Origin of the sequence: Labrenzia sp. THAF35 (assembly GCF_009363595.1) — a bacterium.
In the GTDB taxonomy this organism is placed as follows: Bacteria; Pseudomonadota; Alphaproteobacteria; order Rhizobiales; family Stappiaceae; genus Roseibium; species Roseibium algicola.
Map to the genome: position 1 here is coordinate 2,866,322 of NZ_CP045380.1, position 25,252 is coordinate 2,891,573.

The following is a 25,252-nucleotide window of genomic DNA, read 5'->3' on the forward strand; positions in this document are numbered from 1 at the left end:
GAGGCGGGTGCGGCCAAGCGGTGCTCTGCTGCCAACTGGCGGCAAAAAAGAGCCTTCAGGAGGTGTGACCCAGCACATAGACGGTGGCGATATAGGCGCAATAGGCCGCCGTCATGACAGCGCCGGATATACGGCCGAGACAGATGCGCATTCCAGCCAGGATTGTCAGCAGGATCGCACAGGCCAGCATCACCCAGATATCCAGCTTGAGGACTTCCTGCGGCACGTCGATCGGCACGATGACGGCGGTGATGCCGATGATGGCGAGCAGATTGAAGACGTTGGAGCCGATGACGTTGCCAATGGCGACGGCACCATGCTGGCGAATGGCGGCCATGACCGTTGTGGCAAGTTCCGGCAAGGAGGTGCCGAGGGCGATGACGGTCAGGCCGATGACGGCTTCGCTGACGCCCCAGGAGGTTGCGATCGACGTTGCTCCGCTGATGGTGAAATGCGCACCGAGCGGCAGGCCGACCAGGCCGAGAAGAATATAGGCAAGCGCGATCCAGACGGAATCGGGAACATCCTCAACCTCGTCCAGGCCATCATCGTCTTCCATCGGGATATCTGCAGCGGCGGCGCCCGCGGATGCCGCGGCGATGGCTTTCTGCTCTTTCCTGTGCTTCTGCGCCATCATGGTGGAGGCTGCAAGGAAGACACCGAGCAGTGCCAGAAGAATGAGGCCGGCGGTCAGGCCGATGGGCGTGAAGAAACAGAGCGCCATGAAAACAATGGTGACTGCGACCATGAACAGCGCGTTGCGCGTTGCGCCGGTTTCACCACACGGGGTTGCCGCAATCAGCGCGGGCATGCCCAGAACCAGAAGCACGTTGGCGATGTTGGAACCGACCACATTGCCGATGGCGATGCCGCCGGCGCCTTCCAGCGCGGCTTTCAGGGAAATGACCAGTTCGGGAGCAGAGGTGCCGAAGGCGACGATGGTCAGACCGATGACCAGATTGGGAATGCCCAGACGCTGCGCAATACCGACCGAACCCCTGACCAAGACATCGCCTGCGATAATCAGAACAACAAGTCCGCCTGCGAGGCTGATGTAGTCAAAGAGCATTTACGAATTTCCGGTTCGGGTCAGTTTCAATCTTCGAAGGCGGCTTCAATGTGGCAGCGCCAAAGTTCAACTTGGCGCCTTATACGCAATAGATCGGTGAGGGGAAAGCCGCGGACAAGGATCTTTCTACCGGCCAAATGGGGTTCCTGAATGCAAATTGCAATTGTCTTTACGGGTCTTTCATCCTGTCAGAATGTTGCCTCCATTTGTCATCAAAACTCCCCATTCTCAATCCTGATCCGCCACAAACGATCTCCATATCTTGTCATTGGGGGAGAGTGAGGACGCGGCTTTATACCCGTCCAACTCGCAACTGGCCGGCAATTTCCGGCCAACGCACTAATGGATAAAGTGGATCTGGAGTACTCAAATGAAACGTCTTGCACTTGCTGGCATGGCCCTGACAGCCGCGACGGTCGCATCGGCGCCTGTCCTGGCTGCGGATTTGCCGCAGTCGCCGGCACCGGCCTATGAGGCGGTTCCGGCTCCGCAACAGAGCATCGATTGGACCGGCCTTTATGTCGGTGGCAATCTCGGATGGGCTTTCGGCCAGTTCGACAACAAGGCCGGCAACAACACCGGGCTTGGAGTGGATGCGAACGGCATCGCCGGCGGTCTTTACACCGGTTACAATTTCCAGGTGACGCCGAACATCGTGGTCGGCGCGGAAGCGGACTTCAGCCTGACCGACCTGGAAAAGTCCAAGTCCAACGGTGGCCTGACCCTCCGGTCCAAGTCTGACTGGAACTCCAACTTCCGTGGCCGTGTCGGTTACGCCTTCGACCGTTACATGGTCTATGGTGCCGGCGGTCTGGCGATTGCCGACCTGGAAGTTTCCGGCAATGGCGACACGGACAGCAAGACCGCCCTGGGCTGGACCCTTGGCGCAGGTGGCGAAGCAGCCATCACCAACAACATCAGCGCCAAGCTGGAATACGTCTACCAGGATTTTGGCGAACAGGATTTCAACCTGAACGGAACCGGCGTGAGCTCGGATTTCAACAATTCGCAGGTTCGCATGGGTATTGGCTACAAGTTCTAAGCCAGCCTCCCGGCCGATACGGAAAACCCGGTGCCGCAAGGTGCCGGGTTTTTTCTTGTCTGCTTTCCGGGTGTCTTCGGCCGGCTGCGGCAAAGAGAAGCGGCTGACGGGCGAACAGGCGGCCGGCGTATACAAGACGATACAAGTCGTTACAAGCTTTTCAGAATTTCGCCCCAGTACCGTGTTACTTAAGGGACCTGACGTTAAGTGCCGGTGCCCGGGTGACTTCCTTACACCCCGCTAGTCCGGCCCTTCAGGTGGAGAGGCGAATGCGGTTTCTGATGCGCGGACTTGTCGGTCTGGCATTGATGGCGATCATGATCGGGTTTGCCGGTTTTGGCGGCTACCGTCTGTATACTGCCATGACGGCAGAAGAGACCGCGCAGCGACGTCCTGCCCGCGAACGCAGCTATTCGGTCAATGTCGCGGAGCTGACATCGCAAACGGTCGCGCCTGTCACGACAGCCTACGGTCAGGTGGAAAGCTGGCGGACGCTGGAGCTCAGGGCCAGCTCGGAAGGCAGGCTCGTCGAGGTTGCCTCCAAGTTTCGCGACGGTGCCGCCGTCGCGAAAGGCGAACTCCTGCTGAGGATCGATCCGGCCAATGCGGAATTCCAGGCGCTGGACGCGGAAGCGGCCCTTGCCGATGCCGAGGCCCAGAAGGCGGAAGCCGCGGAAGCCATTGTCGGTGCCGAGCAGGAACTGGAAGCAGCCCGGCGCCAGCTGGACTTGCGCAAGCAGGCGCTGGAGCGTCAGCAGCAGCTGAGGGACAAGGGTTATTCCACGGCCGTACAGGTCGAGACCGAAGAACTGGCCGTCGCCTCCCTCGAACAATCGCTCAGCAATCGCCTGCAATCGGTCATCACTGCACGCAAGCGCATCGAGCGGATGGATCTGACGGTCAAGCGAGCCCGGCTCGCTCTGGACGATGCCAGGCGTACCCTGGAGGAAGTCACGCTGACGGCCCCCTTCACCGGCTACCTGTCTGAGGTCAACGCCACGCTGGGCCGCCGCGTCAGCTCTTCGGAGACGCTGGCCCTGTTGATCGATCCGGCGGCGCTGGAAGTCCGTTTCTCACTGTCGACCGACGAATTTTCCCGGCTGCTGGATACCAGCGGAAGTCTGGTCAAGGCACCCGTCACTGCAGTCCTGCAGCTGGGAGGCCGGTCCATCGAGGTTCCTGGTACCATCGACAGGGCCGCGGCCGTGGTCTCTGAAGGCGAAGCGGGGCGGACACTGTTTGCGACGCTGGATCTGGAGCCGGGTACGGTGCTGCGGCCGGGCGACTTCGTGAAGGTGAATGTGCTTGAACCGGAGCTGACCCGTGTCGCGAAGGTGCCTTCGGCGGCGCTCACGGAAGACGGCCGCATGCTGATCGTTGGCGAAGGGGATCGGATCGAGGAAATCAAGGCGACGATCCTGCGCCGTATGGGCAATGAAGTCATCGTGGCCAATGTCCCCTTTGGCGCTGATTACGTGCGTGAGCGCTTGCCGCAGCTTGGTACCGGTTTGAAGGTTACTCCCCGGCGCAACACCGGTGGGCAGGATGACCCGCAACCTGACGAGCCAGCGACGGCGCAGGCGCTGGAGGCGGGCGAAGCGCGTCTCTCCGGCGACCTGGTGGCGCTGGAACCTGAACGACGCGCGGCGCTGATCGATCAGTTGAACAGGTCCGACATGCCGGAAAACCGCAAGGCCAGGCTGCTTGCCCTTCTGAACAAGCCGATGGTGCCGAAAGAGCTGATCGAACGGCTGGAGCATGGCGGCGGCAACAGCGGCTGAACACCGCTGTAAACCCTGTCACATCCGACCTGATATTCTGATTGGAGTGTCCCCACATGCGTTCTCCTGGCGGATCGCAATTTGCCTCGCTGCTGGACTACATGGTCCGGCACCGCACAGCGGCGAACCTGCTACTGGCCATGATGCTGATCAGCGGGTTCGCGGCCTCGACGCAGATCCGGACGCAGTTCTTTCCCGATTTTGTCCGCGAGGAAGTGGACGTCGTCGTCAACTGGTCAGGCGCCGGGCCTGAGGATCTCGACCGGGCCGTTGTCGAAATCCTGGGACCGCAACTGCTTGCCATCAACGGTGTCGACGAAGCCACATCCGTTGCGCGCGAGGGCCGGGCCAGCATCGAACTGGAGTTCGAGGACGGCTGGGACATGGGCCAGGCAACCGACGAGGTGAAGGCCGCCGTCGATCAGGCCCGCTCCAGTCTTCCCGAAGGCATCGACGAACCGGTGGTCACCCGCAGCGTCTATTCCGACCGGGTGACAGATGTCGTCATGTATGGGCCGGTCGATATCGACCAGCTTGCCCGCTTTGCCGAAGATCTCCAGACCGTCTTTTTCCGCCAGGGCGTCACGCGGGTCACCATTCGAGGACTGGAAGACCCGATCATCCGGGTGAATGTCGGCGAGAACATGCTGGTGCGGCATGGTCTGACGCTTGCCGAAATCGCTGACGTTGTTTCGGCGGAGATGGAAACGACGCCTGCGGGCGATGTCGCCGGCAGTTCCGCCCGGCTGCGTACCGGCCAGACGCGGCGCAGCGAGCAGGAGCTGGGAGAGATCGTTCTGAAAGCGCCCTCCCAAGGGGAAAAGCTTGAGCTGCGGTCCGTTGCCGACATTGTCACCGAAGGGGTGGAAAGCGGCCGGGCCTATTATCACAAGGGCATGCCGGCGGTGGTTCTGAGGGTCAGCCGCAGTGCCCAGGGAGACACCATCGAGATCCAGCGGGCAGTGGAGCGGATCACGGCGGACTTCCAGCACACACTTCCAGAGGGTGTTGTCGTTCAACTGACCAACACCCGCTCGCAGGCGATCATCGACCGGCTGGATATCCTGGTTGAAAACGGCATTTTCGGGCTGGCCCTGGTGCTGTTGTTCCTGTTCCTGTTTCTTTCAGCCAGAACAGCCTTCTGGGTGGCGGCCGGAATTCCGGTGGCGATGGCCGCCACGATCGGCCTGATGTATGTCTTCGGGATCACGCTGAACATGATCTCCGTGTTCGCGCTGATCATCTGTCTCGGCATCGTCGTGGATGACGCCATCGTGGTCGGCGAGCATGCCGACTTCCTGCACAGGCGCGGCTATTCGCCAGCGGAAGCCGCCAGCCTTGCCGCAAGGCGCATGACGGCACCGGTCTTCTGCGCCTCCATAACCACGTTGATTGCCTTTGTCGGGCTGGTTGCCATCGGTGGGCGTTTCGGCAGTCTTGTCGCCGATATTCCCTTTACGGTGTCGGTGGTGCTGATTGCCAGCCTGGTGGAATCCTTTCTCATCCTGCCGGCCCACATGAACCACGCGCTGAAGGCCAGCAAGAAGAAACACTGGTTCGACCTGCCCAACCGCCTGTTCAACCGGGGCTTCGTCTGGTTCCGGGAAAAGCTGTTTCGCCGGTTCGTCGGCTGGGTTCTCGCCGTGCGGTATCCGGCTATCGGCTTTGCGCTGATGGTGCTGGCGCTGTCGCTCACCTTGGTTTTCGACAAGTCGGTTCGCTGGCGGTTCTTCAACGCACCTGAACAGGCGGTGGTTTCCGCGAGCATTGCCATGATGCCCGGGGCAAAACGCGAAGACACCAAGGCGATGATTGCGGAGATGGAACGCGCGCTTGACGTGGTCAACCGGCGATACAGCGAGCAATATGGCGCCGAACCGGTGGTCTTCGCGCTCTCCACCGTCGGTGCGACGGCAGGACGCGGCCTCATGGGGGCAGATACCAAGGACGCCGACCAGCTTGGCGGGATTTCCATAGAACTGCTCGACCCCGACCTTCGGCCCTATTCGGCCTTTCAGTTCATCGGCGACTGGCGCGAGGAGATCATAAATCCGCCACTTCTGGAAACGATGGCCCTGCGCGGCGAGCGCTCAGGTCCGGGGGGCGATGCGATCGACATCAAGCTCTACGGCAACTCCACGGAAAACCTGAAGGCCGCTGCCGAAAGCCTGAAGCAGTCTCTGGCGCCTATGGAAGGCGTCAGCGCGCTGGAAGATACGCTGGCCTACGACAAGCCGGAGCTGAACCTGACGCTGACACCGCGCGGCGAAGCCCTTGGCTTCACCACGGAGGAAATCGCCCGCATTCTGCGCAACCGGCTGGAGGGCATCGAGGTTGCCGAGTTTCCGATCGGCAGGCGAACGGCGACAGTGAAAGTGCTGTTGCCGGATGACGAAACGGATGCCGCGTTTCTCTATTCAACGCGGGTGCGCACCGAAGCGGGCACCTATGTTTCCCTGAGCGAGATTGTCAGCATCGACAGCACCTATGGCTTTGCCTCGGTCCGCCGCAGCGACGGGCTGCGCACGCTGCGGGTCTTCGGCGATGTATCGGAGGACAATCCGGCAGCCGCTGCCCGAGTGACCGACACGCTGCAGAACGAGCTTCTGCCACAGCTTGCCGCCGACTATGACGTCGAAAGCGAGATGAGCGGGCTGGCGGAGCAGGAACGCTCGTTCCTCTCCGATGCACTGATCGGCTTTGCCATGTGTCTGGCCGGCATCTACCTGGTGCTGTGCTGGATCTTCGAATCCTGGACCCGGCCGCTGATGATCATGATCATCATTCCCTTCGGCTGTGTCGGCATGATCTGGGGCCACTATCTGCACGGCATTCCGCTGTCGATGTTCTCCGTGGTCGGTTTCATCGGCATGGCGGGCATTATCATCAACGACAGCATCGTGCTGGTGACCACTATCGACGAATACGCCAAGGACCACCCCTTCCGGCAGGCGGTGGTCAACGGTGTTTGCGACCGGTTGCGGGCGGTCGTGCTGACGACTGCAACGACGGTGTTCGGCCTGGCGCCGCTGCTGTTCGAGACCAGTCGCCAGGCCCAGTTCCTGCTGCCGACAGTCATCACGCTGGCCTACGGGCTGGGCGTCGGGCTGTTCCTTGTCATCCTTCTGGTGCCGGCTCTGCTGGCGGTGCAGAAGGATTTCGGTCAGGCGATCACCAGTGGCAGGCGCCTGCTCAAGCTTCGGGGCAGGGCACCGCTTTCCGGTGGACAGGCGTGACGGCAGGGGGAGGGTGCAGTGATGGACTGGAGCAAAGCCTGAAACCGGATCGGAATACCTGATCCAATCCCGACGTCTTACCAGAAAAGTATCTGATCAAGGTCAGTTCAATCAATCGTGGAAGGAGACACGCATTGGACCGTCGTTGGCTGGGCGATCGTGCCCTGTCTGTGCCCGTTCTCAGCTTGGGGACGGCGAGTTTCACGTCCGGGCCATGGTCCGGCAATGATGCGGGTGCAGCCCGGCGTCTGGTCGACATCTGTCTCGACGAGGGGCTGAACATGTTCGACACCGCGGACGTCTATGCCGGCGGAAATGCCGAAATGGTGCTCGGGCAGGCAATCAACGGGCGCCGGGACAAGGTGATCATCTCCACGAAGGCGGGTCTGCGGACCGGGGCGGGCGAACATGACGTGGGCAGTTCACGCGGCCACCTGCTGACTGCTGTCGAGGGAATGCTGAGCCGTCTGCGCACCGACTATATTGACCTGTTCCAGCTCCATGCGTTTGACGCAATGACACCGGTCGAAGAGACCATGGAGGTGCTGGATGACCTGGTGAAAGCGGGGAAGGTTCGGCACCTGGGTGTCTCGAACTATGCCGGCTGGCAGTTGATGAAGTCTCAGGCTGCGGCACGATACAACGGTTGGCAGTCGCTGGTGGCGCACCAGGTGTATTATTCGCTCATCGGCCGCGATTACGAATTCGAATTGATGCCACTGGGCTTGGACCAGGGCGTTTCAGCCCTGGTGTGGAGCCCGCTTGGGTGGGGGCGCCTGAAGGGGGGCGGGAAGCACGCTTCAGCAGGCCGGCACAAGGACGCAACCCCGGACTATGCACCGCCTCTTTACGACGAAACCCTTCTTGAGCGCGTACTTGCAGCGTTGGGGGAGGTGGCTCGTGACACGGGCAAAAGCGAAGCCCAGGTCGCACTGAACTGGCTTCTGCAGCGGCCGACCGTGGCAAGCCTCATCATCGGCGTTAGCAGCGAAGCTCAGTTGCGCAACAACATGGAGGCCACCGGCTGGGAGCTGGCTGCCGAACATATGCGTCTGCTTGACGAAGCCAGCACCACTCCCGTTCCCTATCCGTATTGGCACCAACGCGCATTCCCGGAACGCAATCCGCAACCGGTCTGATCATCGTTCGATCCCATGCCCAAACGGCGGGGGAGGGAACGTCCTAACTGGATCAGAAGGGTCAGAGTGCGGCCAATGTCACATGCCGGTTTGCGGGAGCATGCCGAGGCCATGCCATACGGCCTGATCCCGCTGCCAAGGGCATGAAACCTGCCGAAGTGCTCGATGAGCTGGATCGGTCTATACACCCTGCAATCAAGGGGTATCTGATGCCCGACACTCAGAACAGGAAACTGGTCGGCGGCAACATCCACAGCGTCTCGGGAATGACCCGCACAGTCCCCAACCTACGTTGCTTCAACGCCTCCTTGCAAGCAGCTCGGTTCGCGGCTTTGTACTTCGCTTGAGCCCTATGGCTCATGCCTCCCAGGTTATCAATCCGGGTTTACGCAGTGGATCCCTCTTTCGATTTGTGCAAAACCGCATCATGTGCTTAATTTTTACGCGAATATTAACTGGGGACTAACCCCGTCGATTTTGATATATATAGTACAGGTTGTTTACCTGTGTGGTTCCAAATGAGTGATCATCAGTTCAATACCTCGGTCAGGATGGGCTCCGAACGGAATTTCGGGCTGGTTTTCGCCGTGGTCTTTTTGCTGATCGGGCTGTGGCCGGTCACTGGTGGCGCCGCGCCGCGATGGATTTTGCTATCCCTTGCGGTTGTTTTTATTGCCCTTGCCATGTTTGCGCCGCAGAGCCTGCGCCTACCCAACAGGTTGTGGTTCAAACTGGGTCTGCTGCTTGGTGCCGTGATGGCGCCGGTGGCGATGGCGGTTGTCTTTCTTTTAATCTTCATTCCCATCGGTCTTGCGATGCGAGCCAGCGGGAAGGATCCGCTTTCAAGGAAAGTGGATCCGAATGAAAAATCTTATTGGATTCCCAGAACCGACCAGCCGAAGTCCATGAAACTGCAATATTAGGACAAAAATACCGGCACGGTTCCCAGACAAAGCAAGGAATTGCCTCTATGTCGATGATCGCCGAATTGTGGGGTTTTCTGCGTGATAGGCGGAAATTCTGGCTTTTGCCAGTTTTCATTGTACTGGCGATTTTCGGAGCGCTGATCGTGCTCAGCCAGGGCTCGGCGGTCGCCCCCTTCATCTATGCGCTGTTCTAGACCAGTGACCGCGATCCTGGGGATCTCGGCGCTGTATCACGACAGCGCCGCTGCACTGCTGGTCGATGGCCGGATCGTGGCCGCCGCGCAGGAGGAGCGCTTTACCCGGCGCAAGCACGATGCGGGCTTTCCCGCCCATGCTATTGCCTATGTGCTGGATGAAGCTGGGCTGGACCTTGCCAGCGTTGATCACGTCGCCTTCTACGACAAGCCCTTCCTGAAGTTCGAGCGCTTGCTGGAGTCCTATCTGGCCTATGCCCCGCGCGGTTTCAATTCGTTTCGGATGGCGATGCCGGTCTGGCTGCGCGAGAAGCTGTTCCTGAAGGACCTGCTGAAGCGAGAACTGAGCCTTTTCGATCCGCGCTTCCCCGTGGACAAGCTGCTGTTCGCCGAACATCACATCAGCCATGCCGCCAGTGCCTTCTACTCGTCCCCCTTAGAAGAAGCGGTGGTGCTGACCATCGACGGTGTGGGGGAATGGGCAACGACCACGGTTGCGATCGGACGCGGCAAGGATCTGGAAATTCAGCGCGAGCTGCATTTCCCGCATTCGCTGGGCCTGCTCTATTCCGCCTTCACCTATTACACCGGCTTCAAGGTGAATTCCGGCGAATACAAGGTGATGGGGCTGGCCCCCTATGGGCAGCCGCGATTTCGCGACCTGATGCTGGATCGGATCGTCGACGTAAAGCCGGACGGCTCGTTCCGGCTGGATCAGCGTTATTTCAACTATGCGGCGGGTCTGACCATGACCAGCAAGGCCATGGAGGACCTGTTCGGCCACCCTGTGCGCCAGCCCGAGACGGAACCGCTGACACAGTTCCACATGGATATCGCCGCCTCGGTCCAGGCCGTGACCGAGGAGATCCTGCTGCGCATGACCCGCGCGCTGGCGCAGGAATACGGGATTCCCTCGCTGTGCCTTGCCGGCGGGGTGGCGCTGAACTGCGTGGCCAATGGCAAGATCTTGCGCGACGGCGCCTTTCGCGACATCTGGGTGCAGCCGGCGGCGGGCGATGCCGGGGGTGCGCTCGGGGCGGCGCAGGCCGCGTGGCATATGGAATTGGGCCAACCCCGACAGGCGCAGCCTGGCGATGCCATGCGGGGTGCCTATCTGGGCCCTGCCTTCGACGACGACCGGATCGCGGCGGATCTGACAGCGGCGGGGGCCAGCTTTACCCGGCTGGACGAGGGCGAGATCCTGGCCCGCAGCGCACAGGCGCTGGCGGATGGCAAGGCCGTGGGCTGGTTTCAGGGACGGATGGAATTCGGGCCGCGCGCCCTTGGTAACCGGTCTATCCTTGGTGACCCGCGCTCGGGTTCCATGCAGAAGTTGCTGAACCTCAAGGTGAAATACCGCGAGAGCTTCCGTCCCTTCGCGCCCTCTGTCCTGCGCGAGCATGTCAGCGAGTGGTTCGATCTGGACGGGGACAGCCCTTACATGCTGCTGGTCGCCGATGTTGCCAAACGTATCCGGCGCCAGATGACCTCCGAGGAGCAGGCTCTTTTCGGCATCGACAAGCTGAACATCCGCCGCTCTGACATTCCCGCCGTGACCCATGTCGATTATTCGGCCCGCGTGCAGACCGTGCATCGCGACACCAACCCGAAATATCACGCGCTGATCTCCGCCTTTCACGACCTGACCGGCTGCCCGCTGCTGGTCAATACCTCGTTCAACGTGCGCGGAGAGCCGATCGTCTGTGCTCCGACCGACGCTTTCCGCTGCTTCATGGGCACCGGGATCGAGATGCTGGTCGCCGGCAATTGCCTGCTGGAGAAGGAGGCGCAGGACGCCTCGCTGCACGAGAATTACGAAAACATGTACGAACTGGACTGACCGGAGGAGCCCTTGCACATCTTCGGCCGCCATCGCCGGATCGCTACCATCTTGTGCCTGATCCCGGCGGGTTACTTCCTGCTGACCGCGATCTTTGCGCTGGTGCATTTTGACGATTTCGCCTCAGACCTGCCCAGGCTGCTGCGTTATGTCCTGGGGCCGCTGGCGATTGCCGCGCTGCTGGTTGGCTGCGCCTGGCTGCTGTCGCCCGACAACGCGCTGACGATGGGGATTACAGCCTGCTCGATCCTGGCCGGGATGTTCATGTTCGAGGGGTACATGCGCTGGCATAACCTGCCGCAGCGGATGGGGCTGGCCGGGATCGTCGATGGCGGAACCGATCTGGAGCGCTATGGCGGCGCCATGCCTCCGGCCTATACGATCAAGGCCCTGAATGCCAAGTTGGGGACTGAAACTCTTGCCGATGCGGTGCTGGCCGGGACGCCTGGAGCCGAGATGCTGCTGTGCAGCCGTATGGGCGTGCCGGTTACGACACGGATCGACAGTTACGGTTTTCGCAATCCGCAGCCGGAAACCGACGCACCGGTCGATCTGATGATCCTCGGCGATTCCTTTGCCGAGGGGATTTGCCTCGACGATGGCCAGCATTTCGTCGACCAGATGCGTGCGGGCGGGGCTTCGATCCTGAACACTGCCAGCCGGGGTGCAGGCCCCTTGTATGAACTGGCGGTCCTTGGCCGCTATGGCCCGCATTTTCGCCCCCGCATCACCGTTCTGGCCTTTTTCGAGGGGAACGACTGGGAAAACCTGTCCGTTGAAACAGAACAGCCGTGGCTGCACGAGGCCCTGGCGCCGGAGGCTGATTTCGGCCCGATCGAGTTGGACGCGGCGCGGCGCGCGGACGCGGCCCGGATCATTGCCGGCTGGTGGCAGGGCACTGCTGCCACTCTGGAGGAATATCTGAGCCGCCGGGCCTATTTACGCAATTTCCTCGCCCTTCAGGAAACCGCCAGCATCCTGGGTCTGCACTACCCCAAGGCGGCCAGCGACAACCCGGTTTTCGAGCAGATCCTGCATCGCATGAAGCAGATCGCAGATGGCTGGCAGGGGCAGGTGGTGGTGGTCTATATCCCCGCTCTCGACCAGTTCGGTGGGGTGTTTCCGCATGGCTTTCTCAGCGCTCCGCTACGCGAGAACGTGGCGCGCGCAGCCGAGAGCGCAGGGCTGGGTCTGATCGACCTGACCCCGACCTTTCGCGACTATCCCTCGCCGCTGGGCCTTTATGCGCCGGATGCGCATCTGAATGCCGAAGGCGCGGCGCTTGCCGCCGGCACGATCATGGCCGATCCGCTGATGACCCTTCCCTGACCCCGCCTTGCCGAGTGGATGCTTGGTGCCGCAATGCCGTCGTTTTCCGCGTCCTGGTTGCCGAACTTTGCACATGGCCGTGCACGATCCCTCCAGCGTCTGATGCCCCGTTTCTGGCAACGGCGTTGACAGGCAGCCTCGTCCTGTCTCCCGGGCTGATGACGCCGGCACGGGCACAGGATCTGAATTGGGACGGCGCAGGAGCGACAGCCCAGGGCACTGTCGAAGGCGGGTCAGGACAAGGCGGCGAGGGCTTGTGCGTGCAGTGTGGCGTTGGCCGCGGCGAGAACCTGACCTTCGGAGTGCAGGCCCAGCCTTTCACCTTTCCAGTCGGTGATCACGCCTCCCGCACCCTCGATAACCGGAATGAGGGCCATGTAATCGTAGGGATGCAAATTCATTTCGAACACCAGATCAATGTGGCCTGAAGCCAGCAGTCCGTATCCGTAGCAGTCGCCCCCGAAGCGGCGCATGGCGACCTTGCTTGAGAGTGCCTCGAACTGCGCGCGTCCCTCGGTGTCGAACGTGTCGGGTGTGGTCGTGTAAAGGATCGCCTCGGCCAGTCGGTGCCTGCCACTGGTGCGGCAAGGTTCACCATTGAATGTTGACGGTTCACCACGCCGCCCCGTCCAGCGTTCGCCGGTCGGCGGTATCGAGATGATGCCGAGTTCAGGTGTCCCGTTGAAAAGGCAGGCAATGAGCGTGCCGAAGGTCGGCATCCCGGAAACAAAACTCTTCGTCCCGTCAATCGGGTCGAGCACCCAGAGGTATTGGGCATCCAGACGTGCGTCCTCGTGCTCTTCGCCAAGAATGCCATGGGCCGGGAACTCTTTGAGGATGCTTTCACGCATCGCGGCCTCGATGGCGCGGTCAGCCTGCGTGACCGGGGAAAGGTCGGCCTTTTGTTCCACGTCCAATGGCTTGCGGAAGTAGGTCATCGCCATGGCGTCAGCCACGTTGGCGAGCCCGTCGGCAAAACGCGCCAGCATCTCCGTTTCGGGCGGCGTCGTGGAGCTTTGCATGGGTTTTCCTTGTCTGCGGGGAAGCTGGCAACGATGGTCAGCCGGCAAATTAACTCTAGACAAAATCCACAAAAATGCAAGACTACACAAATATCCCCAGAACCGCGAACAGAGGACGCGGCAATAACAAAGGGTCTCGGGAGGATCCGATCCGGGGCAGGCACTGGCACACGAACACGTGGATCAACAAGGAGAGACGACAATGAAGACCTGGACGAAATTCACCTTGGCTTCGCTGTTTGCCGTCGGCATGACGGCAACAGCCTCTGCCGACGAAATCACCGTCTACACTGCGCTTGAGGAAGAAGAGATCGCGGCCTATATCGAGGCCGCCCAGAAGGCGATGCCCGATACCGAGATCAATGTGCTGCGCCTGTCCACGGGCAAGCTGGGCGCGCGTCTTCTGGCAGAAGCGGGCAACCCGCAGGCCGACGTGATCTGGGGCTGGGCCGTCAGCGCCATGATGGATCCCCAGATCCTGGAGATGCTGGAACCCTACGCAGCCAAGGGCGTCGATGTTCTGCCTGCCTCCTTCCGTGGTGAAGATGGCAAATGGTTTGCTCCGATCGGCTACATGGGCGCGTTTTGCGTGAACACGGCACGGCTAGAGGAGAAGGGCCTGCCAATGCCGAAGAGCTGGAAGGATCTCGAGAACCCGGACTTCAAGGGCGAGATCCTGATGCCGGACCCGAATTCTTCCGGGACCGGATACCTGCACGTCAATGCGGTTCTGCAAACCATGGGTGACGAGGCTGGCTGGGCACAGCTCGAAGCCGTCGATCCGAACATGGCACAATATACTTCATCCGGTTCCAAACCCTGCAAGTCCGCACGCGTCGGCGAATACACTGTCGGCATTTCACTGGCTTTCACCGCGATGCAGTCCATCGAGGAAGGTTATCCGCTGGCAATGGTCTTCCCCGAGGAAGGCGTTGGATATGAACTGGAAGCATCCGGCCTGATGGAAAGCTCCGACAACAAGGATGCGGCAAAGGCCTTCCTCGACTGGACGATGTCTGACGAGGCAATCGGTCTCTACCAGCAGTACAAGGCGCTGATCACGGTTCCGGGTGTCGATGCTTCGCAAGCAGCTGAAAAAGCGGGCCTGCCGGCTGATATTTCGACCGTCCTGGCGAAAATCGATTTCGTCACCGCGGCCAAGAACCAAACGGCCGTGAAGGAAACCTGGAAAGATAAGCTGGGCCGCTGATCGTGCCCGCGGCAGCTCCGGCTGCCGCCAGAAGCGCGCGGGGCTTCACTGGAGGCCCGTGCACCTTTGACAGGAGACCGATCCGCCGTGTACTTGACCGTCCGTAACGCCACCAAGACCTTCGGGGCCTTCAAAGCGCTCGACAATGTCTCGATCGAGATCGATCGACGGGAATTCGTTTGCCTGCTGGGTCCCTCCGGCTGTGGCAAGACGACACTCCTGCGGCTGATCGCCGGCCTGACGGAGCTGAACAGCGGCGAAATCCTTCTGGAGGGGACTGCGCTTTCGAACCTTCCCGCACGCAAGCGAGGCTTCGGGATCGTCTTCCAGTCCTACTCGCTCTTTCCCAACATGACCGTGGCCGAAAACATCGGTTACGGGCAGAAGATCCGTGGTACCCCGCGGTCTGAGATTTCACGGCGTGTGGCGGAACTTCTGGAGCTGGTGAAGTTGCCGCAGGTCGCCGGCAAGTTTCCCGGTCAGCTGTCCGGCGGGCAGCAGCAGAGGATCGCGTTGGCACGGGCAATCGCCGTCGACCCGCGTGTCTTGCTGCTGGACGAACCGCTTTCGGCGCTGGATGCGAAAGTCCGGGCCGAACTGCGAGACGAAATCCGCCATGTTCAGCGTTCGCTCGGCATTCCAACCTTGATGGTGACACATGACCAGGAAGAGGCACTGGCGCTGGCGGACAAGATCATCTGCATGAACCATGGTGTGGTGGTGCAGGCCGGCACGCCGGAAGACCTCTACCATCGACCGGCGACGCGCTTTGTGGCGGACTTCATGGGGATCAGCAATCTCGTTTCTGCCGCCCCGATCCGGCGTGAATACCCGGATCTGATGGCAAAGTGGCCGGGGGGATCGGGGACGGAGCATGTTGCCTGCATTCGCCCTGAACAGATCAGTCTGACCCCGGCGGCGAACGGCAACGCCACGGTGCGCAGCATCAGTTTCCTTGGCAATCTCAGACGGCTTGAGGTCGACAGCGCAATCGGCCCGCTGGTTGTCGAGACCCACGGGTATAACTCCTGTCACGAGGGCGAACGCGTGAACCTGAGCATTCCACCGGAAGCCTGCACCTGGGTTGCTGACGACATGGCCCACCAGCCTGCCGAGACCGCCGCATGAGCGGTGTGGAAACGATGACCACGCCAGCGCGCAAACAACTGGATGCGGACCGGCTGCTCACACTTGTTTGCGTTGGGCTGCCGCTGATTGGGCTCGTCCTCTTCTTTCTCTACCCGATGGTGATCGTGTTCCTGCGTTCCCTGACGGTTGACGATGGTTACGGGCTTGCCAACTACACGAGGGTTCTGGGGTCGACGGGGTTCTGGCGTGCGACCGAACATTCCCTGATCATGGGGGCTGCCACCACAGTTCTCAGCGTCTTCCTTGGTTTCATCATCGCGCATGGGCTCTATCGCTGCGCTTTCCGGGGCAAGTGGCTGATCCGCGGCGTGATCGTCCTGCCGCTGCTCGCCCCTTCTCTTGTGCAGGCGCTCGGGCTGATCTTCCTTCTGGGACGCAACGGCGTCATCAGCCGTGCCCTGGGTGTCGAGATCGAAATCTACGGCTTCTGGGGGCTGTTGATCGCCAACACTCTTTATGCCTTGCCGCAGGCGGTGATGATTATCGGCGCGGCGCTGGTCCTGCTGGACGCGCGTGTTTACGAAGCTGCGGAAGTCATGGGCGCTTCGCCGTCACGCCAGTTTCGCGACCTGACCTTGCCCGCGGCGCGCTTCGGGATCCTCAACGCGGCTTTCGTCTGCTTCACAATCACGATCACCGATTTCGGCAACGCGGCGGTGATCGGCGGGGACTACTCGGTTCTGGCGACCGAAATCTACTCTCAAGTGGTTGGCCAGCGGAATTTCAACATGGGAGCTGTCGTCGGCATCATGCTGTTGTTGCCGACGGTGGTTTCCTATGCCATCGAGCGTCAGGCAATGAAGCGGCAACAGGTCGGACAGATGGCTGGCCAGGTGCCGTATCGGCCCTCCTTCGCACCCGTGCGCGACCCGGTCATGGCGTTCCTGTCGCTTCTGGTCTGCACCGGCATCGTCGCGGTTATCGGCATTGTCGTCTACGCAAGCTTTGTCACCCTGTGGCCCTACAACATGGCGCTGTCGTTCAAGCACTACGACATCACATTGGCCGGGGGGTATTCCTCGCTCTGGATGACCATCGTGATATCGCTCATGGCGGCGTCGGGAGGCACGCTTGCGGTCTTCCTCCTGTGCCTTGGGCTGCGCCGCCTTCCGCGCAGCGTGGCCCAACCCATCCAGATGCTGGCCGCCATGCCGGCCGCAGTGCCCGGGATGGTGCTGGGGCTTGCCTATATCCTGACTTTCAATTCAACCGCGACGCCGCTCTACCTTCTCTATGGGACGGCGGCCCTCATCGCGGTCATCAACTTCTACCACTACCACACGCAGGGTTTTCTGACGGTGATGACCGGTTTTCGCCAGTTGCCCCGGGCGCTCGAGGAAGCTGCAGACAGTCTTGGAGCTGGAATGGCACGGACGGCCGTTGATATCGTCGCGCCGTTCATTGCCCCAATGCTCGTTTCAGTGTTCTTTTTCCTGTTCATGCGGTCCATGGTAACCCTGTCGGCAGTCGTCTTCCTCACCACGCCTGACCTGAGCGTGGCGGCTGTCACCATCATGCGGCTGGACGATGCCGGTCTGACTTCGCAGGCGGCAGCCTTTTCCACCTGCGTGATGGCAGTCGTGTGTATTGCGCTTTTGAGCATGAAGGGAACGCTTGTGCTGATGGGACGAGGCAACCGGAGCAAGGTGCGGACCTGATGTGGGCAAAGGAACGTCACCGGCTTATCCTGTCAATGCTGAGTGCGAGCCAGCAGGTGAGCGCCAACGATCTTGCGCAGATGCTGAACGTCTCTCGCGAGACGGTGCGACGCGATTTGCTGGACCTGGAAGAGTCTGGACAGGTCAGCCGCGTCCATGGCGGCGCGGTCTTGCCCGAGCCGCGTTCCGAGGAGCCCTTCCGCCAACGGATGACGACGCAGATCCGGGCAAAGTCGGAGATTGCCCGCAAGGCTGCCGGACTGATCCAGCCCGGACAGACGATCCTTGTGGACGCGGGCACCACTACAGCCCTGTTTGCCCGTGAACTGGCCAAGCTGTCGGATCTGTCGGTGATCACCAACTCGGTTGATATTGCCACCACGCTGCAAGGGGCTGGCAACGATGTGCTGCTGCTCGGTGGACGGATGGCGGCCGACGTCCCTTCGACGGTCGGCGAACTCACCCTGTCTGAAATCCGCCGTTTCCGTGTCGACCTGTGCTTTTCGGCTCCGGTTGGGGTGCATCCGACCAAGGGTGCGTTCTTCTACGACCTGCAGGAAGCCGAAATCTCCAAAGCCATGGCGGCACAGGCGCAGCAGACAGTTATTCTGGCCGACCAGAGCAAGCTTGGAAAAACCAGCAGGGTTCAGGCCTTGGAGGCCGGAGAGATCGGCAGGCTTGTGACAAACAGGGCAGCAACTGAAGAGCAGGTAGCGGCCTTCCGCCAAGCGGCCATAGACGTAATGGCTTGAGAAGCGAAAACCGCTCGATAGACAGGATCAGATTGCACAACGCGGTACAGATTTTCTGCACTCGCGCCTGGTTGGGCAAACTGAAGCGTCTATTCAATGTCGTCTTTGTTCAGCTCTGGTGGAGGGAACGGCCATGGCGACATGGGTAATCGGCACCCGCATCACGTTGCCGCTCCGCCCCATTCATCCCCAGCCTGCGTTACTCCCGACCAGATATCGGCAGCCTTGATATCGAAAGCCCATGGTTTCAGCTTCCCGGCTCCATCCATTTTCAGGCCCTCAAGGAAGGGGGGTGAAAGTTCCAAATGGGTCAGCCAGGCCGGACAACGGGCAATGTTCCATCCCGGTTTGCGGGCCCTCGGCGCTTGCGACATGATACAATTGATACAAACGGCAAGGCCAAACTGAAAAGAAGCTTACGTAGAAATGAGGTCCGGCCTGCCGCCCTTGCCGAGGCGTTGATACAAAGTGAGATCCAATGTTGCTTCAAGACGGAGCGAGTGCTTCTGAAAGTGAAGCCGATAGAAACCGGATCCAGCTGCTCATGGAAGAAGCTGTCGAGGCGCTGAGCGATGGCTTCGTGCTCTACGACAGTGACAGAAGGCTCGTTTTCGCAAACAAACGCTATGCGGAGATGCTGGGTCCGCACAAGGATCTGCTTGTTCCCGGCGCGCGGCTTAACGACATCGTCGGCAGTGCTGTCGGCAGTGGGCACATTTCCTTCGTTCGCAGCCCTGAAGGCGGTTTGCCTGGTGTCCTGGAAACCCTGGCAGCCAGGGGAAAACTGAAGATCGAGATCAAGGTTGCCGACGGCAGCCAGCACAAGATCTATCTCAAGCATCTGAAAGACGGCAGCATTGTCGTGAAGGTTCGCGACATCACGGAACAGCGGACCGCAGAGGCGCGTGCAAGAGAGATCCTTTACGGCGCGGTTGATGCCGTCGACGTTGGTATCGCGCTCGTCGATGATGATGACCGGCTGGTGTTTGCCAACAAGAAGTTTCGGGAGATTGGTGACCCGGACGGGAGGCTTTTCGTTCCTGGCCGTGCGATGCGCGACATCCACGCCGAGGCCATAGCATGCGGCCTGATCCCGCTCCCGGGGGGCATGAACCCCTCCGAAATGCTCGATGAGCTGGATCGGCTTATACGCCTTGCCATCAAGGGGTATCCGATACCCAACAATCAGAACAGGGAACTGGTTGGCAGCGCCTACGAGACAAATCTGAAAGGACGGCTGCTCACGATTGAAGACGTCACGGATCGCGTCAGGGCGGAGCGGCGCTTTACGACCGCGGTTGAACGGTTGCCGGTTGGCATCGCCTTTGAAGGGCCGGACGGGCAGTTCACGCATTGCAATGATGCGTTTGCAGCGCCCTTTCACCTGACCGCGGCCGAAATTCTAAAGCTGTCGGATATTGACCGGATCGACTTGCTGGCACCGCAGATATCGATGGTTGCCGGTCAGGAAGTAGGTGACCGCGCGGCTGAGCTATTCACCGCTGCGGTGAAGCAGCAGCGCGAGACGCTGGAACCCATGGAGGTTCGCTTCTGGGATGGCCGGCACTACCGTGTCGAGCGAGCCATCTCCGAACACAACAGCCGCGTTGTCGTGGTCACCGACATCACCGCCTTGAAAGAAACCGAGGCCAGAAGCCTGGCCACCCTGAATGATGCCATTCAATCTCTTGATGAGGGGTTGGTGCTCTTCGACAAGAGCCTCAATTTCGTGCTCGGAAACCGGCTCTGGTACGAAATGTACTTCAGTGAACTGGCGCCGCCCGTTGCCGGGGAGAACATTCTCACCATCCTGGCCCGGTTGATCGACAACGGCATCGTTCTTGTTCCCGAGGGCGAAGACAAGACGTCCTATATGTGCGAGCTGACGCTTCTGGTGAAATCCTACCAGAAGAAGCAGGCCATCCATCTTGCCGGTGGACGTATTCTGCTGGCGTCAGCCCACAGAACCGAACTGGACGGGTACCTCGTCTCCTTTATCGACGTGACCGAGCAGCGACGTGCCGAGGAAGAGCAGCGCGAGGCGGATCTGCTTCTGCACAAGATCGTCGAGGCCTGCCCGGCAAACTTTCTCGTCTCCCGCATCGAAGATGGAAAAATTATCTACTGCCCGCCCGCTTCACGAGAGCGGTTCGGCGATATCGACACGACCCTCAATTTCTTCTTGAAGCCGGAGGATCGGGAGCGGTATCTGGAAGCGCTCTTGCCGACGGGAACACTTGATGATTACCGGGTTCAGTTCCGCAGGGCCGATGGCTCAATCATGGAAGGCATCACCGCCGCCCGCGTGACCGACTACAAGGGCGAGAATGTCATCGTGTCCTCCACAAGGGACATTTCGGACCTTCTGGCCATGCAGGAGGAATTGCAGAAACAGCGTGACATTGCCCACCAGAACGAAAAACTGTCCGCTCTGGGTGAGCTGCTTGCCGGTGTCGCACACGAACTCAACAATCCCCTTTCCATCGTTACCGGTTACGCCCAGATGCTTCAGGGAAAGCTCAAGGACCCGGTGCTGGAAAAGCGCATCGACCGCATCGCGGAGGCTGCCGACAGAAGCGCGCGGATCGTCAGGGCTTTCCTGTCCATGGCGCGCCAGCGGCCGGCAAACCTGGAACCTTGTACGCTGAACGAAATCGCCTCGGTTGCCCTTGATCTTGCCGGCTATGGGCTGCGCTCCAACGGAGCCAGGATTGAGACGGAGTTTGATGAGGATCTTCCGTCAATCCTCGGCGATACGGACCAGCTGGTCCAGGTCGTTACGAACCTCATTATCAATGCGGAACATGCCCTTTCGCCGCTTGGCGAAGACGCGGTGCTTATATTGCGGACGTTCCACGACGGAAGAGGCGGCGAAGCAGTCCTAGAAGTCCGGGACAATGGTCCGGGGATGACGAAGGAAATCAGGGACCGCATCTTCGAGCCGTTTTTCACGACAAAAGACGTGGGTGAGGGGACAGGTGTCGGCCTGGCATTCTGTCACCGGGTTGTCGACACCCATGAAGGCACTCTCGAAGTCAGTTCATCCGTTGGCAAGGGGACGAGTTTCTTCGTGCGGCTGCCCGCAATGGAAACTGAGGCTTCAACTGACACCTCGCAGGACCAGCCAGGCGGAACGCATCACCGCAAACGGGTGTTGGTCGTTGATGACGATGTCGCCGTCAGCGAGCTCGTTTGTGACCTGCTGGCAGATCTCGGATGCCAGGCAATACAGGAAACCAGCGCACGCAAGGCTCTTGCGCGCCTGTCCCACACATCCGTCGATCTGATTATCAGCGATTACAAGATGCCGGGCATGGACGGTGCCGCATTTTACAACAGCCTGATCGGGTTATCGCCCGGTTACAAGGATCGTATCGCCTTCATGACGGGCGATGCCATGGGGAAGTCCGTTCAGACATTTCTGATGGAAAGCGAGCGCCCCTACATTGAAAAGCCCATTTCCAAGAAGGATCTGGCTTGTTTGTTAAATCAACTGGACAGCAGGAAAAACACATCATGAGCGGGGCTCCGGGTGCGAAGCAAATTTTGGTCTGTGACGACGAACCTCATCTTCGCGAAATGGTTGCCGAGTATCTCGCCGAGCGCGGCTATGACGTTGTTGAAGCGCCGAACGCCAACGACATGAAACGGCTTCTGGAGAGCCTGGAACCGGCGCTGATCATTCTGGACGTGAACATGCCTGGTACGGATGGTCTGACCGCGTTGCGTGACCTTCGAACCACCTCGACCGTGCCGGTGATCATGCTGACCGCAGCAAGTGACGTGATTGACCGCGTGGTGGGGCTGGAAATGGGAGCCGACGATTATGTCGGCAAACCTGTCGACCTGCGCGAACTGGAGGCCCGGATCAAAGCCGCACTGAGGCGCAGAAGTTTTGACGAGACAAGTGCGCAGCAGAAGGATCGGCAAGCAGGCACAGTTCCCTTTGGCACCTGCCGTCTGGATCTGGACGGGGCGAGGCTGATCGGTGGCGACGGTCAGGAAATTGCGATTACGTCCATGGAGTATCAGCTGCTCAGGGTGTTCGTCGAGAACCGTGGACGCGTGCTCAACCGCGACCAGTTGCTGGAACAGGCACACGACAAGGGCTGGGAACCTTTCGATCGTTCGATCGATCTGCGTATTTCAAGGCTGCGCCGCAAGATAGAACTCAATCCCACAAAACCCGAGACCATCAGAACGGTCCGAGGGTTGGGCTACGTCTTTGATTAAGTGCTCCTCCCGGCGACCCGGGAAACCCCTTAAGCTGTGATACATGCCGCAAATTCCAGTTCGTCGAAGCCGGAATTTGCGTCCTGTTGGTCAGCATCCAGGCTTTTTGGCGCATCAATCCAGCCCCAGATCCGCGCTGTCTCCTTGTGAACGGTAACAATTGTACCTTTGGTGTGTGCAGGGCGGGATTTTTGATACCGGGCGGACATGGGAAAACGCTTTCCCCGGCGCGTGATCCGGTTTTCCAAGTTTTTTCAAAAGATGTTTTTCTTCAGTCGTTTACACAGGTCTTGTCTGGGGGTTTGTCACCCAGTTCAATGCCCGTTCAGACCTCGCATTTGAAACAATGTGTCGGATATTTCAGTGGGGGGAACGCCCGGATACAATTGAAACACCCGGTGAAACGGGGCTGAAAAGAAAGGTTCCCATCTTTGGTGTGTCGGCAAGGTCGCCGACGCCAAAACCAAATGGAGAACTACTATGATGAAAACCACTTCTTTCGCACTGGCCGCTGTCATGTCCACGTTCCTGATCCAGGCAACACCTGCTTCCGCTGGCCAGAGCTGCTGGGGACTTGAAGGTCAGGCGCTTCAGGATTGCATCGACAATCTTGTCGACGAACTTGGCAAGATCGGTCACGAAAGCAATTCCGAAACGCAGACCGTGAAGATCAAGAAATCTTCCCGTCAGAAATCTCGTTGAGGCCTAACCTCGACCGGAACTGACAACCAGAAACCCTCGGCGTGAACAAGACGCCATAAGGGTCACCTCTCCTGCGGTGCAATTCGACTGGCATTGATGTGTTTTGGCTTGCTTGCCAGGGTATACCCATCAATCCGTTGAATTGCCCGCAGACAGGTTTTCAAGAAGACGGCATCTGAAACGGCCGGTTGGCCCCTTCAGGCAAGCTCTCTTCTCCAGGCGTTTTGAAATTTCTACGCCTTTTTTGAATGCCTGGTTTTACCACCTAGCCCAAACTGTTGAGCAACCGATTTCAAGGCATGCCGCTGGCTGACTTGTTCGGTTTTCGGTCCGGCGCTCTGCAACAGCCGGCAGTGATCATCAAACCAGGAAATGGCACCTCTTCCTGAGCATTGATGGGGTAAAAGCGCTTCGCGCAGCTTCACAGCAAAAGTCCATGGAAGGGGCCAAGACATGGCTTGGGCCCCTCCTGTTCGGTAACGGCAGGGTTATGCGGGGACAGACGGGTACTTCATGCCCGCAACTTCCTGCATCAGGCGGATCACCTGTGTGCTGTAGCCCGCCTCGTTGTCATACCAGACGTAAAGGACCAGCCGGTCGCCGTCGACGATGGTTGCCTGGCTGTCGACCACACCTGCATGGGTGGAGCCGACGAGGTCGGAGGAAACCAGTTCGGTCGAGGCTGTGTAGTCGATCTGGTCCTGCATCGGCGACTGCACCGATATCCCGCGCAGGTAATTGTTCATTTCCTCGGCCGTCGTCTCGCGCTTGAGGTTCAGGTTGAGAATGGCCATGGAGACGTTGGGGATCGGCACCCGCACCGCGTTGCCAGTCAGCTTGCCCTTCATTTCCGGCAGGCACTTTGCGACCGCGCTGGCCGCACCCGTGCTCGTCAACACCATGTTCAGGGGAGCGGACCGGCCGCGGCGATCCCCGCTGTGGTAGTTGTCGATAAGGTTCTGGTCGTTGGTGAAGGCGTGGATGGTTTCCACGTGGCCGTTCTCGATCCCGAACTCGTCGTTGATCACCTTCAGCACCGGCGTGATGGCGTTGGTGGTGCAGGAGGCGGCGCTCAGGATCCTGTCATCCGCGGAGATGTCGCCATGGTTCACGCCATAGACGATGTTCTTGATGCTGCCCTTGCCCGGCGCGGTCAGGATCACCTTCGCTGCGCCCGGGCACTTCAGGTGCTGGCCAAGACCATCCTCGTCGCGCCAGATGCCGGTGTTGTCGACCACCAGAGCATTGCGGATGCCGTATTTTGTGTAGTCGACCTCGGCAGGAGAGTTGGCGTAGATCACCTGGATGTAGTTGCCGTTGGCGATGATCGCATTCTGCTCTTCGTCAACGGTGATGGATCCGCTGAAAGCGCCGTGGACGGAGTCCCGTCGCAGCAGGCTGGAGCGTTTCTTCAGGTCGCCAGCCTTGCCGCCGCGCACGACAATCGCGCGCAGGCGCATCTTGTTGCCGGCACCGACGCGTTCGATCAGCATGCGGGCAAGAAGGCGTCCAATACGTCCGAAGCCATAGAGAACGACATCCTGGGGTTCCTGCAGGATGGATGTCTTGCCGGTGTTGATGCTGGCCAGCTGCTTCTCGAGGAAGCTCTTAACGTCACCGCCTTCTTCCATGTAGCCGTGGCACAGCTTGCCGAGGTCGACGCGCGAGGCGGCCAGGTCCATCTCCAGCATTGCCTTGACGATTTCGAGGCTCTTGGTGACGTCCAGTTCCTGTCCGGTGATCTGCAGGGCATATCGGTGTGCCTTGAGGATCTCGATGGCGGAGTTGTTCAGAAGACGCCGGCCGAAAATCCGGATGTTGATGCCGTAGTCACGGTAGAGATGCCCAACCAGCGGGATCATCTGCTCGGCAGCGGACTGTTGTTCCTTCCAGTTGTCGAAGTGGTTATCCATGGCCGCCATACACAAAACTCCCTTATGGTCTTTCCAGCGCGCTGAGTGGCAAGTCTT

The 25,252-nt window shown here is 60.0% G+C and carries 19 protein-coding genes; 15 read left to right on the forward strand and 4 right to left on the reverse strand.

From position 1 onward, the window contains the following. Window positions 1-55: 55 nt before the first annotated feature. On the reverse strand, window positions 56-1,069 hold the full coding sequence (locus FIU93_RS13045) for a calcium/sodium antiporter (RefSeq protein ID WP_022998053.1): 1,014 nt from the start codon (window positions 1,067-1,069) through the stop codon (window positions 56-58). 370 nt (window positions 1,070-1,439) lie between these two features. Here FIU93_RS13045 and FIU93_RS13050 point away from each other — a divergent pair, with 370 nt between their 5' ends. The 8 genes from FIU93_RS13050 (at window position 1,440) to FIU93_RS13080 (ending at window position 12,556) form a co-directional block, all read left to right on the forward strand. Continuing rightward, window positions 1,440-2,111, forward strand: a complete 672-nt coding sequence (locus FIU93_RS13050; RefSeq protein WP_055655843.1) for an outer membrane protein — start codon at window positions 1,440-1,442, stop codon at window positions 2,109-2,111. A gap of 269 nt (window positions 2,112-2,380) precedes the next feature. Continuing rightward, the gene (locus FIU93_RS13055) at window positions 2,381-3,892 is read left to right on the forward strand and encodes an HlyD family efflux transporter periplasmic adaptor subunit (protein ID WP_152505795.1); all 1,512 of its coding nucleotides are present in this window, start codon (window positions 2,381-2,383) and stop codon (window positions 3,890-3,892) included. 56 nt (window positions 3,893-3,948) lie between these two features. Continuing rightward, the gene (locus FIU93_RS13060) at window positions 3,949-7,128 is read left to right on the forward strand and encodes an efflux RND transporter permease subunit (protein ID WP_152505796.1); all 3,180 of its coding nucleotides are present in this window, start codon (window positions 3,949-3,951) and stop codon (window positions 7,126-7,128) included. Between the two features lie 134 nt (window positions 7,129-7,262). Further along, window positions 7,263-8,267: an aldo/keto reductase gene (locus tag FIU93_RS13065; RefSeq protein WP_152505797.1), complete on the forward strand. Its 1,005-nt coding sequence runs from the start codon at window positions 7,263-7,265 to the stop codon at window positions 8,265-8,267. A gap of 518 nt (window positions 8,268-8,785) precedes the next feature. Beyond that, entirely contained in the window at window positions 8,786-9,190 is a 405-nt protein-coding gene (locus FIU93_RS13070) for an SxtJ family membrane protein (RefSeq protein ID WP_145903527.1), read from the forward strand. A gap of 47 nt (window positions 9,191-9,237) precedes the next feature. After that, entirely contained in the window at window positions 9,238-9,387 is a 150-nt protein-coding gene (locus FIU93_RS31390; protein WP_022998046.1) for a DUF5989 family protein, read from the forward strand. 4 nt (window positions 9,388-9,391) lie between these two features. Beyond that, window positions 9,392-11,227 carry a carbamoyltransferase gene (locus FIU93_RS13075; protein WP_286202428.1) on the forward strand — a complete coding sequence of 612 codons (1,836 nt, stop codon included), beginning with the start codon at window positions 9,392-9,394 and terminating at the stop codon, window positions 11,225-11,227. Window positions 11,228-11,239: 12 nt separating this feature from the next. Beyond that, entirely contained in the window at window positions 11,240-12,556 is a 1,317-nt protein-coding gene (locus FIU93_RS13080; protein WP_152505799.1) for an SGNH/GDSL hydrolase family protein, read from the forward strand. 233 nt (window positions 12,557-12,789) lie between these two features. Here the strand turns inward: FIU93_RS13080 and hisN are convergent, their stop codons facing one another. Continuing rightward, window positions 12,790-13,578, reverse strand: a complete 789-nt coding sequence (gene hisN / locus FIU93_RS13085; protein WP_152505800.1) for a histidinol-phosphatase — start codon at window positions 13,576-13,578, stop codon at window positions 12,790-12,792. Between the two features lie 202 nt (window positions 13,579-13,780). Between hisN and FIU93_RS13090 the strand changes: the two genes are divergently transcribed. From FIU93_RS13090 to FIU93_RS13115, 6 genes are all read left to right on the forward strand, one after another. Then, window positions 13,781-14,788, forward strand: a complete 1,008-nt coding sequence (locus tag FIU93_RS13090) for an ABC transporter substrate-binding protein (protein WP_152505801.1) — start codon at window positions 13,781-13,783, stop codon at window positions 14,786-14,788. Window positions 14,789-14,875: 87 nt separating this feature from the next. Beyond that, on the forward strand, window positions 14,876-15,916 hold the full coding sequence (locus tag FIU93_RS13095; protein WP_152505802.1) for an ABC transporter ATP-binding protein: 1,041 nt from the start codon (window positions 14,876-14,878) through the stop codon (window positions 15,914-15,916). After that, window positions 15,913-17,595 carry an ABC transporter permease subunit gene (locus tag FIU93_RS13100; protein ID WP_152505803.1) on the forward strand — a complete coding sequence of 561 codons (1,683 nt, stop codon included), beginning with the start codon at window positions 15,913-15,915 and terminating at the stop codon, window positions 17,593-17,595. The genes FIU93_RS13095 and FIU93_RS13100 overlap by 4 nt, the downstream gene beginning before the upstream one ends. Beyond that, entirely contained in the window at window positions 17,595-18,347 is a 753-nt protein-coding gene (locus FIU93_RS13105) for a DeoR/GlpR family DNA-binding transcription regulator (RefSeq protein WP_152505804.1), read from the forward strand. The genes FIU93_RS13100 and FIU93_RS13105 overlap by 1 nt, the downstream gene beginning before the upstream one ends. Before the next feature lie 478 nt (window positions 18,348-18,825). Beyond that, window positions 18,826-21,867, forward strand: a complete 3,042-nt coding sequence (locus FIU93_RS13110; RefSeq protein ID WP_152505805.1) for a PAS-domain containing protein — start codon at window positions 18,826-18,828, stop codon at window positions 21,865-21,867. Continuing rightward, the gene (locus tag FIU93_RS13115) at window positions 21,864-22,580 is read left to right on the forward strand and encodes a response regulator (RefSeq protein WP_062487705.1); all 717 of its coding nucleotides are present in this window, start codon (window positions 21,864-21,866) and stop codon (window positions 22,578-22,580) included. Before FIU93_RS13110 ends, FIU93_RS13115 begins: the two co-directional genes overlap by 4 nt. A 29-nt stretch (window positions 22,581-22,609) precedes the next feature. Here FIU93_RS13115 and FIU93_RS13120 read toward each other — a convergent pair whose 3' ends face one another. Further along, complete coding sequence (locus FIU93_RS13120) at window positions 22,610-22,789, reverse strand: hypothetical protein (RefSeq protein WP_152505806.1); 180 nt, start codon at window positions 22,787-22,789, stop codon at window positions 22,610-22,612. A gap of 271 nt (window positions 22,790-23,060) precedes the next feature. Here FIU93_RS13120 and FIU93_RS13125 point away from each other — a divergent pair, with 271 nt between their 5' ends. After that, window positions 23,061-23,282, forward strand: a complete 222-nt coding sequence (locus FIU93_RS13125; protein ID WP_022998035.1) for a hypothetical protein — start codon at window positions 23,061-23,063, stop codon at window positions 23,280-23,282. A 488-nt stretch (window positions 23,283-23,770) separates the two neighbouring features. On the opposite strand, the gene FIU93_RS13130 is transcribed toward FIU93_RS13125, so the two are convergent. Continuing rightward, a complete protein-coding gene (locus FIU93_RS13130; protein WP_055655809.1) occupies window positions 23,771-25,204 on the reverse strand; it encodes a glyceraldehyde-3-phosphate dehydrogenase in 1,434 nt (477 codons plus the stop codon). Window positions 25,205-25,252 lie beyond the last annotated feature (48 nt).